Below are 14,904 nucleotides of genomic sequence, written 5' to 3' on the forward strand. Positions count from 1 at the left end.
GCACCCAGGCGAGCCGCGCGCCGGCGAGCGCGGTGCTGTCGACGCCGGCGCGCTGCCGACGCTGCTGCCCGGCGGACGTCTCGTCACCGACGCCGCACAGCGCGCCGAGGTCGAGCAGGTCTGGGGTGCCTCGGTGCCCACCGCTGCCGGTCACGACGCCGGCGCGATCTGGGGGGGGGCCGCCTCCGGCGCGCTGTCGGCAGTGGCCCTGGCCGGGGTCGACCCCGCCGACGCCGCTGATCCTGCGCTCGCCGCCCGTGCGCTCGCCAACGCCGGTTTCGTCGTCAGCCTCGAGGTGCGACACAGCGCCGTCACCGAGCACGCCGACGTCGTGCTGCCGGTCGCGCCGGTGGCCGAGAAGTCGGGCCGGTTCGTGACCTGGGAGGGTCGCCGCCGGCCGTTCGAGCTCGTCATCCGGGGCACGGGTGCGATGTCCGACGGACGCGTGCTCAACGCGCTCGCGGAGGAACTGGACGTCGACCTGCGGCTGCCCACCGAGGAAGCGGCCCGCGCGGAGTTGCTGCGACTCGCGCCGGTCGCCGACCGGGCGCCCGCGCCCACCGTGGCCGGCGCGGCCGTCACCTCACCCGCCGAGGGCGAGGCCGTGTTGGCGACCTGGCACGAGTTGATCGACGCCGGGCGGATGCAGGACGGCGACGAGTATCTCGCCGGCACCGCGAAGCCGGTGTTCGCGCACATCAGCGCCGCCACGGCCGCCGAGCTCGGCGTCGCCGCGGGGGAGCAACTCGCCGTCAACACCGACTCGGGTTCGCTCGTCGTGCCGGTGGCGATCGACGCCATGCCGGACCGCGTCGTGTGGCTGCCGACGAACGCCCGCGGCTACCCGATCGGTGCCACGCTCGGTGCGACCGCCGGCGCCACCGTGCAGCTCACCCGCCCGTCCGCGCCACCGGTGATCGGCGCCGATCGCGAGGAGACAGCATGAGCCTTCCGGACGAAACCGCTCCGCACGAAACGCTGCACGCTTTCGAGGGCAGCGCCGACGCCGCGTCGGCCGAGCGGGAGGTGTGCCCGGCATGAGCGTTGTGCTTGCTGCGTCGCAGAACCTTCCCGGGTTCGGTAACCAGCCGTTCTGGATCTCGCTGATCAAGGTGCTTGGCGTCTTTGTCTTCCTCGTCGTGATGACGCTGTTCTCGATCGTGTTCGAGCGCAAGGTCGTCGGCCGCATGCAGAACCGGATCGGCCCGAACCGCACGGGGCCCTGGGGCGTTCTGCAGTCCCTTGCCGACGGCGTGAAGCTCGCCTTCAAGGAAGAGATCATCCCCGTCCTCGCGGACAAGCCGGTGTATTTCCTGGCGCCCATCCTGTCGGCGGTGCCGGCGTTCCTCGCGTTCTCGGTCATCCCGTTCGGTCCGTCGGTGTCGTTGTTCGGCCACCACACGCCGCTGCAGCTGACCGACCTGCCCGTCGGCGTGCTCGTGGTGTTCGCGTGCTCGTCGCTGGGTGTCTACGGCGTGGTGCTGTCCGGCTGGGCGTCCGGATCGACGTACCCGCTGCTCGGAGGGCTGCGCAGCGCGGCGCAGATGATCTCCTACGAGGTCGCGATGGGTCTGTCGATGGTCGCGGTGTTCCTGTTCTCGGACACAATGTCGACGTCGGGCATCGTCGCCTCGCAGCGGCACCTGTGGCACGTCATCCCGCTGTTCGTGTCGTTCTTCATCTACGCGATCTCGGTCGTCGGTGAGACCAACCGCGCGCCGTTCGACCTCGCCGAAGCCGAGTCCGAGCTGGTCGGCGGCTTCCACACCGAGTACTCGTCGTTCAAGTTCGCGATGTTCTTCCTCGCCGAGTACATCAACATGGTCACCGTCTCCGCGCTCGCCACGACGCTGTTCCTCGGCGGCTGGCGTGCGCCGGTGCCGATCTCGCTGTGGCACGGCGCCAACCACGGCTGGTGGCCGATCCTCTGGTTCACCGCCAAAATCGTCGCCATCATCTTCGTGTTCGTCTGGCTGCGCGGCACGCTGCCCCGGTTGCGCTACGACCAGTTCATGCAGCTGGGCTGGAAGATCCTCATCCCGATCAACCTGGTGTGGATCCTCGCCGTCACCGCGATCCACGTGTTCCGCGACCGCAACTGGCCGGCCTGGGAAGCTACCGTGCTCCCGCTCGGCGTCGTGCTGCTGCTCGTCGTCATCCCGGGCGTCATGATCTGGGAGGGCGCACGCGCCAGACGCGAGGCCGATCGCCTCGACGAGGAGGACGACGAGGCTCAGCTGCCGCAGACGTTCCCCACCCCGCCGCTGAACCTGGTGGTGCCGAAGTCCCCGCGCGAACTCGCGAACGCGAATGTGCGGCCAGCGGGTTCGCTCGCCGGTGGCCGTCCGAAGGAAGATATCGATGACTGACGTACCTGACCGCCGCGACAGCGGAAGTGTCGACCGCCGCGACAGCGGAAGTGTCGACCGCCGACCTGGCGGTGGCGTGGAGCCGGCGCAGGCGCCGCAGCACACCGGTTCGGTCGAGCCGGCGGGGACCGCCGCCGGCTTCGCCAAGGGCTTCGGACTGACCTTCACGACGATGTTCAAGAAGGTCTACACGCAGCAGTACCCGTTCGACTACTACGGCACCAAGCCCCGCTACCACGGCCGGCACGTGCTCAACCGGCACCCGGACGGCCTGGAGAAGTGCGTCGGCTGCGAGCTGTGCGCCTGGGCGTGCCCAGCCGACGCGATCTACGTCGAGGGCGGCGACAACACCCCCGAGGAGCGTTACTCGCCGGGAGAGCGCTACGGCGCGATCTATCAGATCAACTACCTGCGCTGCATCTTCTGCGGATTGTGCATCGAGGCGTGCCCGACCCGCTCGCTCACCATGAGCAACGAGTACGAGCTCGCGCTCGACGACCGGCAGCAGCTCATCTACACCAAGGAGCAGCTGATGGCTCCGCTACTGCCCGGCATGGAGGCACCGCCGCACCCGATGCGCCTCGGCGACGACGAGAAGGACTACTACGCCGTCGAGACGCAGGAGCCACTGCAGCAGGGCGCACCGCAGAGCACCGCCAACGTCGCGGGCCGCCCGATCACCGGCCACGCGATCGAGGTCGGCCGGCACGGAGCGCGCGGGTGAGCGCACTGATCCTGGCGGCGGGGGCGCCGCTGCACAACGGTCAGGTGCCGCTCGGCGAGGCGATCGCGTTCTGGATCCTCGGGCCCGTGTCGCTGGCCGGTGCGATCGGCATGGTGCTGTTCCGCAACGCGGTGCACTCCGCGCTCTCGCTGGTGGCGACGATGATGAGCCTGGGCGCGTTCTACGTGATCCAGCAGGGGCCGTTCCTCGGCCTGGTGCAGATCATCGTCTACACCGGCGCGATCATGATCCTCTTCCTGTTCGTGCTGATGCTGATCGGCCGTGACTCCTCGGACTCGATCGTCGAGTCCCTGCGCGGCCAGCGATGGGCCGCCGCGCTCGCCGGGCTCGGTTTCGCGCTGCTCGTCGCGCTCTCGGTCGGTCGCGCGTTCACCGGCGTCAAGCCGAAGAACCTGGATTCGCCGAACGCCAACGGCGGAAACGTGCAGTCCGTCGCCCAGCTGCTGTTCACCAAGTACCTGTTCGCGTTCGAGCTGACGTCCGCGCTGCTGATCGTCGCGGCCGTCGGCGCCATGGTGCTCGCGCACATCGAGCGGGACGGCCCCAAGCAGTCGCAGAAGTCGATGGCCCGCGAGCGCATCCGCTCCGGCCGGCCGCAACCGCTGCCCGGCCCCGGCGTGCTGTCGACCGGCAACTCGATCGGTACGCCGGCGCTGTTGCCCGACGGCACCATCGCGCCCGAGTCGGTCATGGTCGGCGACGAGGACTTCGAGTTCAACACCAACGTCAACCAGCGCGCGCTCGACCCCGCCGACTACCACGACAGCGAGGTGCGTCAGTGACTCCCACCTACTATCTGGTGCTCAGCGCCGCGCTGTTCACCATCGGCGCCGTAGGGGTGCTCGTGCGCCGCAACGCGATCGTCGTGTTCATGTCCGTGGAGCTGATGCTCAATGCGGTGAACCTGTCGCTCGTCACGTTCTCGCGCATCAACGGCGACCTCGAGGGTCAGGTCATGGCGTTCTTCGTCATGGTGGTGGCCGCTGCCGAGGTCGTCGTCGGCCTTGCCATCATCATGGCCATCTTCCGCACCCGCCGATCTGCGTCCGTCGACGACGCGAACCTGCTGAAGTACTAGGAGCCGATGTTGATTGCCGCAACCGGCGCCCAAACGGGCGTGTGGCTGCTCGTGGCGATACCCGCGATCTCGGCCGCCGTGCTGCTGATCGCCGGGCGCCGCGCCGACCGCTGGGGGCCGCTGCTCGGCGCCGCGGTGCCGGTCGCCCTGTTCGTCTACGCCGTCGTGCTGTTCTTCTCGGTCAAGGGCCAGACGAACCGCGAGGTCGACCGCCATTTGTTCAGCTGGGTGCCGGTCGCCGGCTTCCACGTCGACGCCGGCATGCTGCTCGACCCGCTCTCGCTGGTGTTCATCCTGCTGATCACCGGCGTCGGCGCGTTGATCCACATCTACGCCGTCGGCTACATGGCGCACGATCCCGGTCGCCGGCGCTTCTTCGGCTACTTCAACCTCTTCATCGCGGCCATGCTGCTGCTGGTGCTGTCCGACAGCTACCTCCTCATGTATGTCGGGTGGGAGGGCGTCGGCGTCGCGTCCTACCTGCTGATCTCCTACTACTTCAACCGGCCCGTCGCCGCGACGGCCGGCAACAAAGCGTTCTTCGCCAACCGCGTCGGCGACGTCGGCCTGTCGATCGCGATCATGCTGATGTTCGTCAACTTCGGCAGCACGTCGTTCGCCGGCGTGTTCAACCACTTCGGCGCGCACGGCAACGCGTCGTCCGGCGTCGCGGCGGCCATCGGGCTGATGCTGCTGCTCGGCGCATGCGGCAAGTCCGGGCAGTTCCCGCTGCAGACCTGGCTGCCCGACGCCATGGAAGGCCCGACCCCGGTCTCCGCGCTGATCCATGCGGCGACGATGGTCACCGCCGGCGTCTACCTCATCGCGCGCAGCAACGCGATCTTCGACGCCTCCGGCGCCGCGCGCACCGTCGTCACCATCATCGGCGTCATCACCCTGCTTTACGGGTGCATCGCCGGTTGCGGCCAGGATGACCTGAAGCGGGTGCTCGCCAACTCGACGGTCAGCCAGATCGGCTACATGTTCCTCGCCGTCGGGCTGGGCCCCGGCGTGTACGCGATCGGCATCATCCACCTGCTCGGCCACGGCTTCTTCAAGGCTGCGCTGTTCCTGTCCGCCGGGTCGGTCATGCACGCGATGAACGACCGCATCAACATGCGCCGCTTCGGGGGGCTGGCGCGGGTCATGCCGATCACGTTCGCGGTCTTCCTCTGCGGATACCTCGCGATCATCGGCTTCCCGTTCGCCACCGGCTTCTGGACCAAGGACAAGATCATCGAGGCGGCCTTCGACCACGGCGGCACGTCCGGCTACATCCTGGGCATCTGCGCGCTGCTCGGCGCCGGCATCACCGCGTTCTACATGACCCGCGCATTGGTCATGACGTTCTTCGGCAAGCGCCGCTGGGAGGACGACGTCCACCCGCACGAAGCGCCGGTGACGATGACCGCACCGATGATCGTGCTCGGCCTGCTGGCGCTGGTCGGCGGTTTCCTGCTCATCTTCGGCGGCGGGGTGCAGCACTGGCTCACTCCGTCGGTCGGCCCGAGCGTCGAGACCGGCGTGCACACCGTGTCCAAGGTCGTGCTGACCGCCATCACGTTGGTGGTGGTCGCGCTCGGCGTCGCCGGTGGTTTCGCCGCGTTCCGCAGCGTGCCGGTCGCCCAGCCGCAGGGCGTCTCGCCGGTCACGACGCTGGCACGGCGCAACCTCTACGCCGACGCGTTCAACGAGAAGGTGCTCATGCGCCCGGGGCAGTGGCTCACCCGAGCGCTCGTCTTCTTCGACAACCGCGGCGTCGACGGCGCCGTCGGCGGCATCGGTGCCGGCTTCGGCGGCGGGTCCGCGCGGTTGCGCCGCATCCAGACGGGCTTCGTGCGCAGCTACGCGTTGTCAATGCTCGGCGGCACCGTCGCGCTGGTCGCTGTGCTCCTGGCGGTGCGTTTCCAGTGACCACACATCACGATGCGACGCTGCTGATCTTCGTCCTCATCCCGCTCGTCGGCTCGCTCGCCATCTTCGCGCTGCGTGAGGCGCAGGCGCAGCTCGCGAAGATCACCGCGCTCGTCGTCTCACTGATCGAGGTCGTCTACGCGGTCGTGCTGCTCTGCCGGTTCGACACCGGCCGGGGTGCCGCTCGCTTCCAGTGGCAGTTCAGCGTCACCTGGATCAAGTCGTTCGGCGTGCACATCGCGTTCGGTGTCGACGGCATCGCGCTGGTGCTCGTGGCGATGGCCGTCCTGCTGGTGCCTGCGGTGATCCTCGCGTCCTGGAACTCGCTGGACAGCCGGGCCGGCGCCGAGGAGCTCGTCACCGGTGCGCGCCGCCAGCGCAGCGTCAAGAACTACTTCGCGTTGTTGCTGCTGCTCGAGTTCTTCATGGTCGGCGTGTTCACCGCCACCGACGTGTTCCTGTTCTACGTCTTCTTCGAAGCCATGCTCGTGCCGATGTACTTCATCATCGGCAGCTTCGGCGGGCCGCGCCGGCAGTACGCGGCGATGAAGTTCTTCCTCTACTCGCTGCTCGGCGGCCTGCTGATGCTGGCGGCGGTCATCGGCCTGTACGTCAGCAACAACAGCCACACGTTCTCGATCACCACGTTGATCGCACACCCGCTGCCGAACGACGCCACCCAGAAGTGGTTGTTCCTCGGCTTCTTCATCGCCTTCGCGATCAAGGCCCCGCTGGTGCCGTTCCACACCTGGCTGCCCGATGCGGGAGCCGAGGCGCCCGCGGGTGGTGCCGCGCTGCTCGTCGGCGTGCTGGACAAGGTCGGCACGTTCGGCTTCCTGCGGTACTGCCTGCCGATCTTCCCGGATGCGTCGAAGTTCTTCGCTCCGGCGATCCTCGTGCTGTCCGTCATCGGCATCCTCTATGCGGCGTTCCTGGCCATCGGCCAGCGCGACATGAAGCGTCTCGTCGCGTACACGTCGGTGGCGCACTTCGGGTTCATCGGCCTGGGCATCTTCGTGTTCACCACGCAGGGCGGCAGCGGTGCCGTGCTCTACATGGTCAACCACGGCTTTTCGACCGGTGCGCTGTTCATCGTGGTCGGCCTGCTGATCGCACGTGGCAAGAGCCGCAACGTCGACGACTACGGCGGCGCGGCCAAGGTGACGCCGGTGCTCGCCGGGCTGTTCCTGCTGACCGGCCTGTCGGCGCTCGCGCTGCCGGGCATGAGCACCTTCGTCAGCGAGTTCCTGGTTCTGGTCGGTGCGTTCAGCCGGTACAAGGGTTACGCGATCATCGCGACCACCGGCATCATCCTGGCCGCGATCTACGTCCTCTACCTCTACCAACGCACCTTCCAGGGCGTCATGAGTGAGAAGGTCGCCAAGTTCCGCGACGTCAACGCGCGCGAGGTGCTGGCCGTCGCGCCGTTGCTCGCGCTGATCGTGTTCCTGGGCGTCTACCCGAAGCCGGTGCTCGACATCGTCAACCCGGCGGTCAAGGACACCCTGAGCAACGTGCACAAGACCGACCCGACGCCGAAGTACGGCCCCGTCGCAGGAGGACGCAAGTGAGCGACGCTCCACGTAATCGCTCCGCCAAGAGCACTCCACGATTCCGCGGAGGCCATGAATGAGCGGCTTGGCGCTTGCCGCGCACACGATCACCACGCCCTCCGTCGGGTACCGCGTGCTGCTGCCGATCTTCATCGTGTTCGGCGCCGCGATGCTCGGCGTGCTCGTCGAGGCGGTCGTCCCGCGCGCGGAGCGGTTCACCGCGCAGGTGACGCTCGCGCTCGCCGGGTTGGTCGGCGCCGTCATCGCGGTCGCGCTGCTGCACAACCACACCACCACGACGCCGTCGCCGAAGGGCACCGACGTCGTGTTCGCCGGCTCATTGGCGGTCGACAAGGCGGGCCTGTTCATCCAGGGCACCGTGCTCGTGCTCGCAATCATGGCCGCGTTGCTGATGGCCGAGCGCAGCGTCGACGTCGGCAGCCCCATCGTGGCGGCGTCCGCCGTCACCGTCGGCTCGCCGGAGGACGCGCGGCTCTCGCGCACCGACCGCGTGCAGACCGAGATCTTCCCCCTGATGATGTTCGCCGTCGGCGGCATGCTGGTGTTCCCGATCGCGAACAACCTGCTGCTGATGTTCGTCGCGCTCGAGGTGCTCTCGCTGCCGCTGTACCTGATGGCGGGCATGTCGCGTCGGCGCCGCCTGCTGTCGCAGGAGGCCGCGGTCAAGTACTTCCTGCTCGGCGCGTTCGCCTCCGCGTTCTTCCTGTACGGGCTGACGCTGATCTACGGCTACGCCGACTCCGTCGACCTGCCGACGGTCCTGCAGGCATCACAGACCTCGACCAAGTCCGACGTGCTGCTCTACGTCGGACTCGCGCTCGTCATCGTCGGTCTGCTGTTCAAGGCCGGCATCGCGCCGTTCCACAGCTGGACGCCGGACGTCTACCAGGGCGCGCCGACGCCGGTGACGGCGTTCATGGCGGCGTGCACCAAGGTGGCCGCGTTCGGCGCGATCCTGCGCGTCCTGTACGTCGGCTTCAGCTCGACGGCAAACGACTGGCGGCCGGTCGTCTGGGGCGCGGCGATCGCGTCCATGGTCGTCGGCGCCGTCTTCGGCCTGACGCAGACCGACGTCAAGCGGATCATCGCGTACTCGTCCATCGCGCACGCCGGGTTCATCCTCGTCGGCGTCGTCGCGCTGTCCAAGGCCGGCATCTCGAGCGTGCTGTTCTACCTGCTCACCTACGGCTTCACCACGCTGGCAGCATTCGGCCTGCTGATGATGGTGCGCGATGCCGACGGTGAGGCGACGCACCTGTCGCAGTGGTCCGGGCTGGCGCGCAAGAGCCCGACGGTGGCGATCACCATGACGGTGCTGCTGATGTCGATGGCCGGCATCCCGTTGACGTCCGGGTTCACCGGCAAGTTCTACATCTTCCGTGCCGCGTACCACGTCGCCGGCCCGCTGGTCGTGATCGCGCTGGTCGCGTCGGCGATCGCGGCGTTCTTCTACCTGCGCATCGTCGTGCTGATGTTCTTCGCCGATCCGCCGGAGGACGGCCCGACCATCGCCATCCCGGGCTGGTCGACGACCGTCGCGCTGACCTTCGGCGTCGTCGTCACCATCGTGCTGGGCGTCTTCCCGCAGCCGATCCTGGACCTCGCGGCCAAGGCCGCCCACTTGACCGGGTGAGGCCGTCCGGCAGGATGACGCCGTGAGTCCCGCGGCGCTCGGCGTCACCTTCGACGACACCGTCCTCGAGCAGACCGTCCGCTCGGAGCTCGGCGCCGTCGAGGACCTGCTGCACCGCTCGGTGCGCTCGGACGACGAGTTCGTGGCCGGCGCGGCCAGTTACCTCATCGACGCAGGCGGCAAGCGGTTCCGGCCGATGCTCACCGTGCTCGCGTCGCACTTCGGTGATTCGTCGCGGCCGGAGATCGCCGCGGCGGCTGTCGTCTGCGAGATCACTCATCTGGCGACGCTCTACCACGACGACGTGATGGACGAGGCGGCCGTGCGTCGCGGTAGCCCGTCCGCCAACGCGCGGTGGGACAACACGGTCGCGATCCTCACCGGCGACTTCCTGTTCTCCCGCGCGTCGAACATCCTCGCGGATCTCGGGCCGTGGGCGGTGCGCCTGCAGGCGCGCACGTTCGAACGGTTGGTCATCGGTCAGATCAGCGAGACGCGCGGTCCGGGCGCCACGCAGGACCCCATCCAGCACTATCTCGGCGTGCTGGCTGACAAGACCGGCTCGTTGATCGCTACCGCCGCGGAGTTCGGCGCGCACTTCGCCGGCGTGGCCGAGCCGGTCGTCGAGAGCCTGCGCGTGTTTGGTGAGCGGATCGGCGTCGCGTTCCAGATCAGCGACGACATCCTCGACATCGCATCCGAGTCCGCGGAGTCCGGTAAGACGCCGGGCACCGACCTGCGCGAGGGCGTTGCCACGCTGCCGGTGTTGTACGCGCTGCGTTCCCCGTCGGCGGACGCGGCGCGGTTGGGCGTGCTCGTCGCGAAGCCGATCGTCGACGACGCCGAGCTGGCCGAAGCATTGCGTTTGCTGCGTGGGTCCGCCGCGATCGACGAAGCACGTGCGACGCTGCGCTCGTACGCCGACGAAGCACGTGCGACGCTGGCCGACCTGCCCGAGGTGCCGGCCCGTGCTGCGCTCGAGGCACTGACCGAGATCGTCATCGCGCGGACCGGCTGAGCGCCGGACATCGGGGGAGGGCCATGACTGCCACGGACGCCGACACCGGCCATGGCAAGGACGCCGGCAGTCGTTCTGGCGAGCGTCCCCGCCCGCGACCCGCTCCATCGACGGCCGACCGTGCCGAATCCGACGGACCGCGGATCGCCGACCAGTCGTTCATCAGCTACGCCGATTTCGGCGAAAACTTCTTCCGCGCCGCCGTCAGCGAGCAGCGTATCGGCAACGCCGTGGCGAAGATCGCGGGGCAGCCCATCGACGTCGGCCCGCTGTCCATCGGCCCGCTCGGCCTCGGCTTGGTCAAGGTCCGTGCCGAGGGCTCCGTCGGCGAGCCCGCGCTGAGCCCGCGTGACGGCGAGCTGGTCGCCTTCGACCTCGTCGTCCCGGCACAGCTGGCGATGCTCGTCGAGATCGGCATCGACAGGCACCACTTCGACGCGACCATCACCATCCGCCTCGTGCTCACCGCCCGCGCCGCCGCGCCGCTACGCGTCGTCATCGATGTCGAGCCGCCGACGAAGAATGATGTGGACGTCGATGTCAAGGCGGGCGGCCTGCGCTCGTCGGTGCTGCAGATCGTCGCCGGCGTGGACGGCGAGCTGCGCCGCCTCGTCGCGAAGCACGTCGGGCGTGAACTCGACAAGCCGAACATGCAGCAGCTGCGCATCATCGACGTCGCCGAGATGCTCGAGCGCGCCGGGAGTTAACCGTGCGCGGCGGAGCTAACCGTGCGCGGCGGAGCTAACCGTGCGCGGCGGAGCTAACCGTGCGCGGCGGAGCTAACCGTGCGCGCCGGGAGCTAACCGTGCGCGCCGGGAGCTAAGCGCCCACGTTCCAGTAGGGCGGGCAGTTCGTGGGCATGCCACCGACACGCTCGTGTTGCCGGTTGGCGCGCGAGAGTCAGGCGGCGACCACCCCGAAGTCGATGTCGGCGAGGTGATGGACGGTGTTGCGAACCGGTCTTCGTTCCGGGTCTAGCCAGGGTGGTGGGATCCATTGCGGCATGCCGTCGAGGATCTCGACGGTCCAGCCGCGGCGTTCGAACTCGCGATGGTGGTACGGGCAGAGCAGACACAGGTTGTTCAGGTCGGTCGCTCCGCCGTGCTGCCACGCGATGACGTGGTGCGCTTGGCACCAAGATGCGGGGCGGGTGCAGCCTGGGAAGCAGCAGCCGCCGTCGCGGGCTGTCAGGGCACGGCGTTGCGCGCAGGTGGCGGTGCGGATCGCGCGCCCGTATGCGAGGACGCCGCCGGCGTCGTTACAGACGACGGGGATGATGTCGGCTTCGGCGGCGAGGTCGAGCAGCCGGTCGGCGGAGATCAGCTCACCGTGCGCGGTGCGCGCGTATCCGGTGGCCTCGGTCAGCTGGGCGGCGGACATGGTGACGGTGACGGTGACGGGTGTGCCGCCGGCAGCGGGCAGGGTGCCGGTGTGCAGCAGCCGTAGCCCGGCGTCGAGCAGCGCGTCGTGGCGGCGTTGGCCGGCGGTGCGGTCGTCGCGTTGTCCGTCGAGCGCGGCCTGCGATGCGGACAGCGCGTCGATGATCGCCTGCCACGCCGCGGCGTTGGCGTCGGTCAGTTCTCCGGTGAGCAGGTTGCGGCCGGCGCGGCGGCGCAGCGTGACGTCGCGCCGGCGTTCGGCCTCGCGATCATCGGGTTCGACGCCGTCCGGGTTCAGCCGGGCCAACAGCTCCCTGCCGGTGCGCGCAACCAGCCCGGGCTCGCAGTGCCGGCTGGCCTTCACCAAGAGTTGTTCGGCGACCGGCGCCGCCTCCGTCGCCAGCGCCGGTGGGATTGCGTACACGCTCGTGGTGACGGCCCGGGCGTGGGCGGCGGAGATCTCGCCGGCTGCCTGCGCGGCGGCGACCAGCGGGAACACCGGCCCGAGCGGTTCGCCGGTCAACGAGTGGCGCGGGCCCATATCCAGTGCCTGTTCGACCCGCGCCTTCGCCTCACCCGGCGCCACGCGCAACAACGTGATCAGCAGGTCGACGCTCGAACCACGCGCGTACTCGCCGGCCACACCGCGCTTGTGCACCGCACCGACCAGCCGCTGATCCACCGCCGCCAACCGGCGCCGCTGCACTTCCACCTCGGCCAGTAACCCGGTCAACTCCAGTGACGACAACGCCTCGAGGTCACACGAGAGCAGCGCATCCGCGCCCGCGCGCAACCCCGCCACCCCGCCACCCCGGCGTCGGCTGTCGTCTGCTCCATGCCCAAAACGCTAGCCGGACCCTCCGACAGTTTTCACACAGTCGATGCCCCGACGCTTGTCGTTGATACGCGCGACTCCAACAAGCCGGACAAAGCGGGGCAAGACTGCGGCAGAGTGACTGATCCAGTGCCGCGGCACGGCACGATGTGCGTCATGTCAGGTCAGCTGTTGGTCCGGTGCGAGCGCGAGTGGCCGTGGGGGATGTTCGTCATCGACGACGCCGGCTTGCATGCCGCACTGCCGGACTGGCCTGACTACGAGCAGCTGGTCGGCACGGACGAGGCCGTGCTGGTGCCGGTGATGCACGCGGTGGACGGGCCGGTGGTTGTCGAGCTATGGGCCGGGCCCGCGGAGTCGGGTAAGGGCTGGTCGTGCGTGTGGGATGCACCGCTGTCGTTGCCGTCCGGTGTCGCCCGTGTAGGTGATGCCGAGTGGTCGATGGTGGCGCCGAGCGCGTTGCGGGCGGGGACTTGGCGGCTGCGGGTCCTGGTTGATCGAGAACAGCACAGCGAACACGTGCGAATCGTGTTCACCGAGCTTGGCTAAGTTCGCGCTCAAACGTTCTGTAGGCGGGGTCCGCCGGTGATCTTGCATCCACGCGAGCGTCGAGAACGCCAACAATCGGCGGCGATGCGGCCCTCGACAGGGGCCCACCGAGGAAAGCGGTGGGTGAATCTCCGTTCAGTTACCGGCCCGATCATCCGCCGGTCGCTGACCCGGCGATGCCATACCGACGGGCAAGCCGGTGCCGACGGCCCTCAGACCGAGACGGCCTCCGCGGCTCTGGCCAGCTGACGGGCGCGGCGCTGCGAACGCAGGCTGTCCACCGTCAGCACGATCAACGCGAGCCACACCAGGCAGAAGCCCACGAGCTCGGCGGTCGGCAGCTTCTCGTGCCGGATGCCGACGCCGACGGCAAACTGCAGGATCGGTGCCAAGTACTGCAGCAGGCCCAGGATCGTCAGCGGCAGACGTCGGGTGGCCGCCGCGAAGAACAGCAACGGGATCACCGTCACCAACCCCGTGCCGACCAGCAGCAGCGACGTCGGCCAGCGCGTGCCGAACACGAGATTGCCTTGCGCAGCGACGATCGCTATGAGGACGGCGGCGATCGGCAGCTGCACGCCCGTCTCGACGGCCAGCGACTCCACCGCGCCGACGGCGGCGCGCTTCTTGCTGAAGCCGTACATGCCGAACGAGAACGCGAGGATGAGGGCGATCCACGGCGGCCGGCCGTAGTCGACGGCGATGACCAGCACTGCGGCCGCGCCAATCGCCACCGCCAGCCACTGCGCCGGCCGCAGCCGCTCGCGCAGCACCAGCACGCCCAGCAGGATCGTGAACAGCGGATTGATGAAGTAACCGAGGCTGGTCTCGACGACGTGCCCGGTGTTGACGCCGTAGATGTACGTGCCCCAGTTGACGCTCACGAGCACGGCGGCCAGCGCGAGCAGCCGGAACCGGCGCCGATCGCGGACGACCGCGAGCGTGCGGCGAAAGCCACCGGTCATGCGCAGCACGACGAGCATTGCGATCAGCGACCACGCCATGCGCATGCCCAGGATCTCGAGCGTCCCGGCCGGCTCGAGCAGCGGGAAGTAGAGCGGGAACACGCCCCACAGGACGTAGGCGGCAGCCCCGTGCAGAACTCCCTGACGCCCCTCGGCCCGGTCGTCCGGGGCCGGCGTCGAGGTCACATGTCGAATCTACGAGTTGGTACGAGCGCTTTGTTCGACAGGGCGGCACTTGTCGATCTTCGTGTAGCTGGCGTGGCTGCCTGAATCGCGCGCCCAGAGGCACACCGTCAGGTAGCGGTACATCCGGCCACCCGATGCTGCATCGAACGCAGAACTACGCCACGCGAACGTGTAGGCGCGCTCGTACTTGGTCATCCGCCGGCCGGCGTTGCGCGCGTCGAAGTGCCTACCGTCGGCGGGGTGCGGACTCGACGCGAACAGCCGGTGACGTGCACCGCCGCGCTGCCGCTCCCCGTAGACGACGGCCTTGACGTCCTGCAACGGCATGCTGTTTCGGTTGTACGCGTAGCCCGCAACGGCGAGCTGCATCCGGTTGCCCCCGACGGAACGGATGCTGCGCTGGTAGGTGAGCCCCTGTGCGCCGGTGCGGGCACCGGCTCCGGCCGGGGCCGCAATGGCAACCACGCCGGCCAGTACCCCAACAGCGCCGACCAACGCGGCCAACGCGATCTTGATGAGTCGCGTGTTCGGTGCAAGAACCATCAAGGGGAGCCTCCCCGGGCCCCCGTCGGGTCAAACCCCGATGGCGGGTGTCGCAAGCAACACCGGCGGGACTTGACCAACCGAGATTTCCGTCGGCAAGTCCGCCCTCGTGGTCA

The 14,904-nt window shown here is 68.8% G+C and carries 14 protein-coding genes; 11 read left to right on the forward strand and 3 right to left on the reverse strand.

Annotation, left to right across the window (positions count from 1 at the left end):
- The 10 genes from ACFFCN_RS10920 to ACFFCN_RS10965 all read left to right on the forward strand — a co-directional run.
- Positions 1-946: molybdopterin-dependent oxidoreductase (locus ACFFCN_RS10920; RefSeq protein ID WP_375491509.1), on the forward strand; the 946-nt coding region annotated here is incomplete at its 5' end.
- A 91-nt stretch (positions 947-1,037) separates the two neighbouring features.
- A complete protein-coding gene (gene nuoH, locus ACFFCN_RS10925; RefSeq protein WP_375491511.1) occupies positions 1,038-2,369 on the forward strand; it encodes an NADH-quinone oxidoreductase subunit NuoH in 1,332 nt (443 codons plus the stop codon).
- Positions 2,370-2,541: 172 nt separating this feature from the next.
- Positions 2,542-3,093, forward strand: coding sequence for an NADH-quinone oxidoreductase subunit NuoI (nuoI, locus tag ACFFCN_RS10930; protein ID WP_375491571.1), 552 nt, complete (start codon positions 2,542-2,544; stop codon positions 3,091-3,093).
- A complete protein-coding gene (locus ACFFCN_RS10935; protein WP_375491513.1) occupies positions 3,090-3,896 on the forward strand; it encodes an NADH-quinone oxidoreductase subunit J in 807 nt (268 codons plus the stop codon). The genes nuoI and ACFFCN_RS10935 overlap by 4 nt, the downstream gene beginning before the upstream one ends.
- Positions 3,893-4,192: an NADH-quinone oxidoreductase subunit NuoK gene (gene nuoK / locus ACFFCN_RS10940; protein WP_375491515.1), complete on the forward strand. Its 300-nt coding sequence runs from the start codon at positions 3,893-3,895 to the stop codon at positions 4,190-4,192. Before ACFFCN_RS10935 ends, nuoK begins: the two co-directional genes overlap by 4 nt.
- Before the next feature lie 6 nt (positions 4,193-4,198).
- Entirely contained in the window at positions 4,199-6,106 is a 1,908-nt protein-coding gene (gene nuoL / locus ACFFCN_RS10945; protein WP_375491517.1) for an NADH-quinone oxidoreductase subunit L, read from the forward strand.
- Positions 6,103-7,677: an NADH-quinone oxidoreductase subunit M gene (locus ACFFCN_RS10950; RefSeq protein ID WP_375491519.1), complete on the forward strand. Its 1,575-nt coding sequence runs from the start codon at positions 6,103-6,105 to the stop codon at positions 7,675-7,677. Before nuoL ends, ACFFCN_RS10950 begins: the two co-directional genes overlap by 4 nt.
- 58 nt (positions 7,678-7,735) lie before the next feature.
- Complete coding sequence (gene nuoN / locus ACFFCN_RS10955; protein WP_375491521.1) at positions 7,736-9,313, forward strand: NADH-quinone oxidoreductase subunit NuoN; 1,578 nt, start codon at positions 7,736-7,738, stop codon at positions 9,311-9,313.
- 22 nt (positions 9,314-9,335) lie between these two features.
- Entirely contained in the window at positions 9,336-10,331 is a 996-nt protein-coding gene (locus ACFFCN_RS10960; protein ID WP_375491523.1) for a polyprenyl synthetase family protein, read from the forward strand.
- Positions 10,332-10,354: 23 nt separating this feature from the next.
- Positions 10,355-11,038: a hypothetical protein gene (locus tag ACFFCN_RS10965; protein ID WP_375491525.1), complete on the forward strand. Its 684-nt coding sequence runs from the start codon at positions 10,355-10,357 to the stop codon at positions 11,036-11,038.
- Positions 11,039-11,231: 193 nt separating this feature from the next.
- Here ACFFCN_RS10965 and ACFFCN_RS10970 read toward each other — a convergent pair whose 3' ends face one another.
- Positions 11,232-12,512, reverse strand: a complete 1,281-nt coding sequence (locus tag ACFFCN_RS10970; RefSeq protein WP_375491527.1) for a DUF222 domain-containing protein — start codon at positions 12,510-12,512, stop codon at positions 11,232-11,234.
- 189 nt (positions 12,513-12,701) lie between these two features.
- Between ACFFCN_RS10970 and ACFFCN_RS10975 the strand changes: the two genes are divergently transcribed.
- Entirely contained in the window at positions 12,702-13,094 is a 393-nt protein-coding gene (locus tag ACFFCN_RS10975; protein ID WP_375491529.1) for a hypothetical protein, read from the forward strand.
- A gap of 212 nt (positions 13,095-13,306) precedes the next feature.
- On the opposite strand, the gene rarD is transcribed toward ACFFCN_RS10975, so the two are convergent.
- Positions 13,307-14,245 carry an EamA family transporter RarD gene (rarD, locus tag ACFFCN_RS10980; protein WP_375491530.1) on the reverse strand — a complete coding sequence of 313 codons (939 nt, stop codon included), beginning with the start codon at positions 14,243-14,245 and terminating at the stop codon, positions 13,307-13,309.
- A 9-nt stretch (positions 14,246-14,254) separates the two neighbouring features.
- Positions 14,255-14,788: a hypothetical protein gene (locus tag ACFFCN_RS10985; protein ID WP_375491532.1), complete on the reverse strand. Its 534-nt coding sequence runs from the start codon at positions 14,786-14,788 to the stop codon at positions 14,255-14,257.
- Between the last annotated feature and the right edge of the window lie 116 nt (positions 14,789-14,904).

It is taken from the genome of uncultured Jatrophihabitans sp. (assembly GCF_964246335.1).
Taxonomy (GTDB): Bacteria; Actinomycetota; Actinomycetes; order Mycobacteriales; family Jatrophihabitantaceae; genus Jatrophihabitans.

Coding starts and splice junctions, on each gene's coding strand:
- nuoH (WP_375491511.1), top strand. CDS start 1,038: ATGAGCGTTGTGCTTGCTGCGTCGCAGAACCTTCCCGGGTTCGGTAAC.
- nuoI (WP_375491571.1), top strand. CDS start 2,542: ATGTTCAAGAAGGTCTACACGCAGCAGTACCCGTTCGACTACTACGGC.
- nuoL (WP_375491517.1), top strand. CDS start 4,199: ATGTTGATTGCCGCAACCGGCGCCCAAACGGGCGTGTGGCTGCTCGTG.
- nuoN (WP_375491521.1), top strand. CDS start 7,736: ATGAGCGGCTTGGCGCTTGCCGCGCACACGATCACCACGCCCTCCGTC.
- ACFFCN_RS10965 (WP_375491525.1), top strand. CDS start 10,355: ATGACTGCCACGGACGCCGACACCGGCCATGGCAAGGACGCCGGCAGT.
- ACFFCN_RS10975 (WP_375491529.1), top strand. CDS start 12,702: ATGTCAGGTCAGCTGTTGGTCCGGTGCGAGCGCGAGTGGCCGTGGGGG.
- ACFFCN_RS10985 (WP_375491532.1), bottom strand. CDS start 14,788: ATGGTTCTTGCACCGAACACGCGACTCATCAAGATCGCGTTGGCCGCG.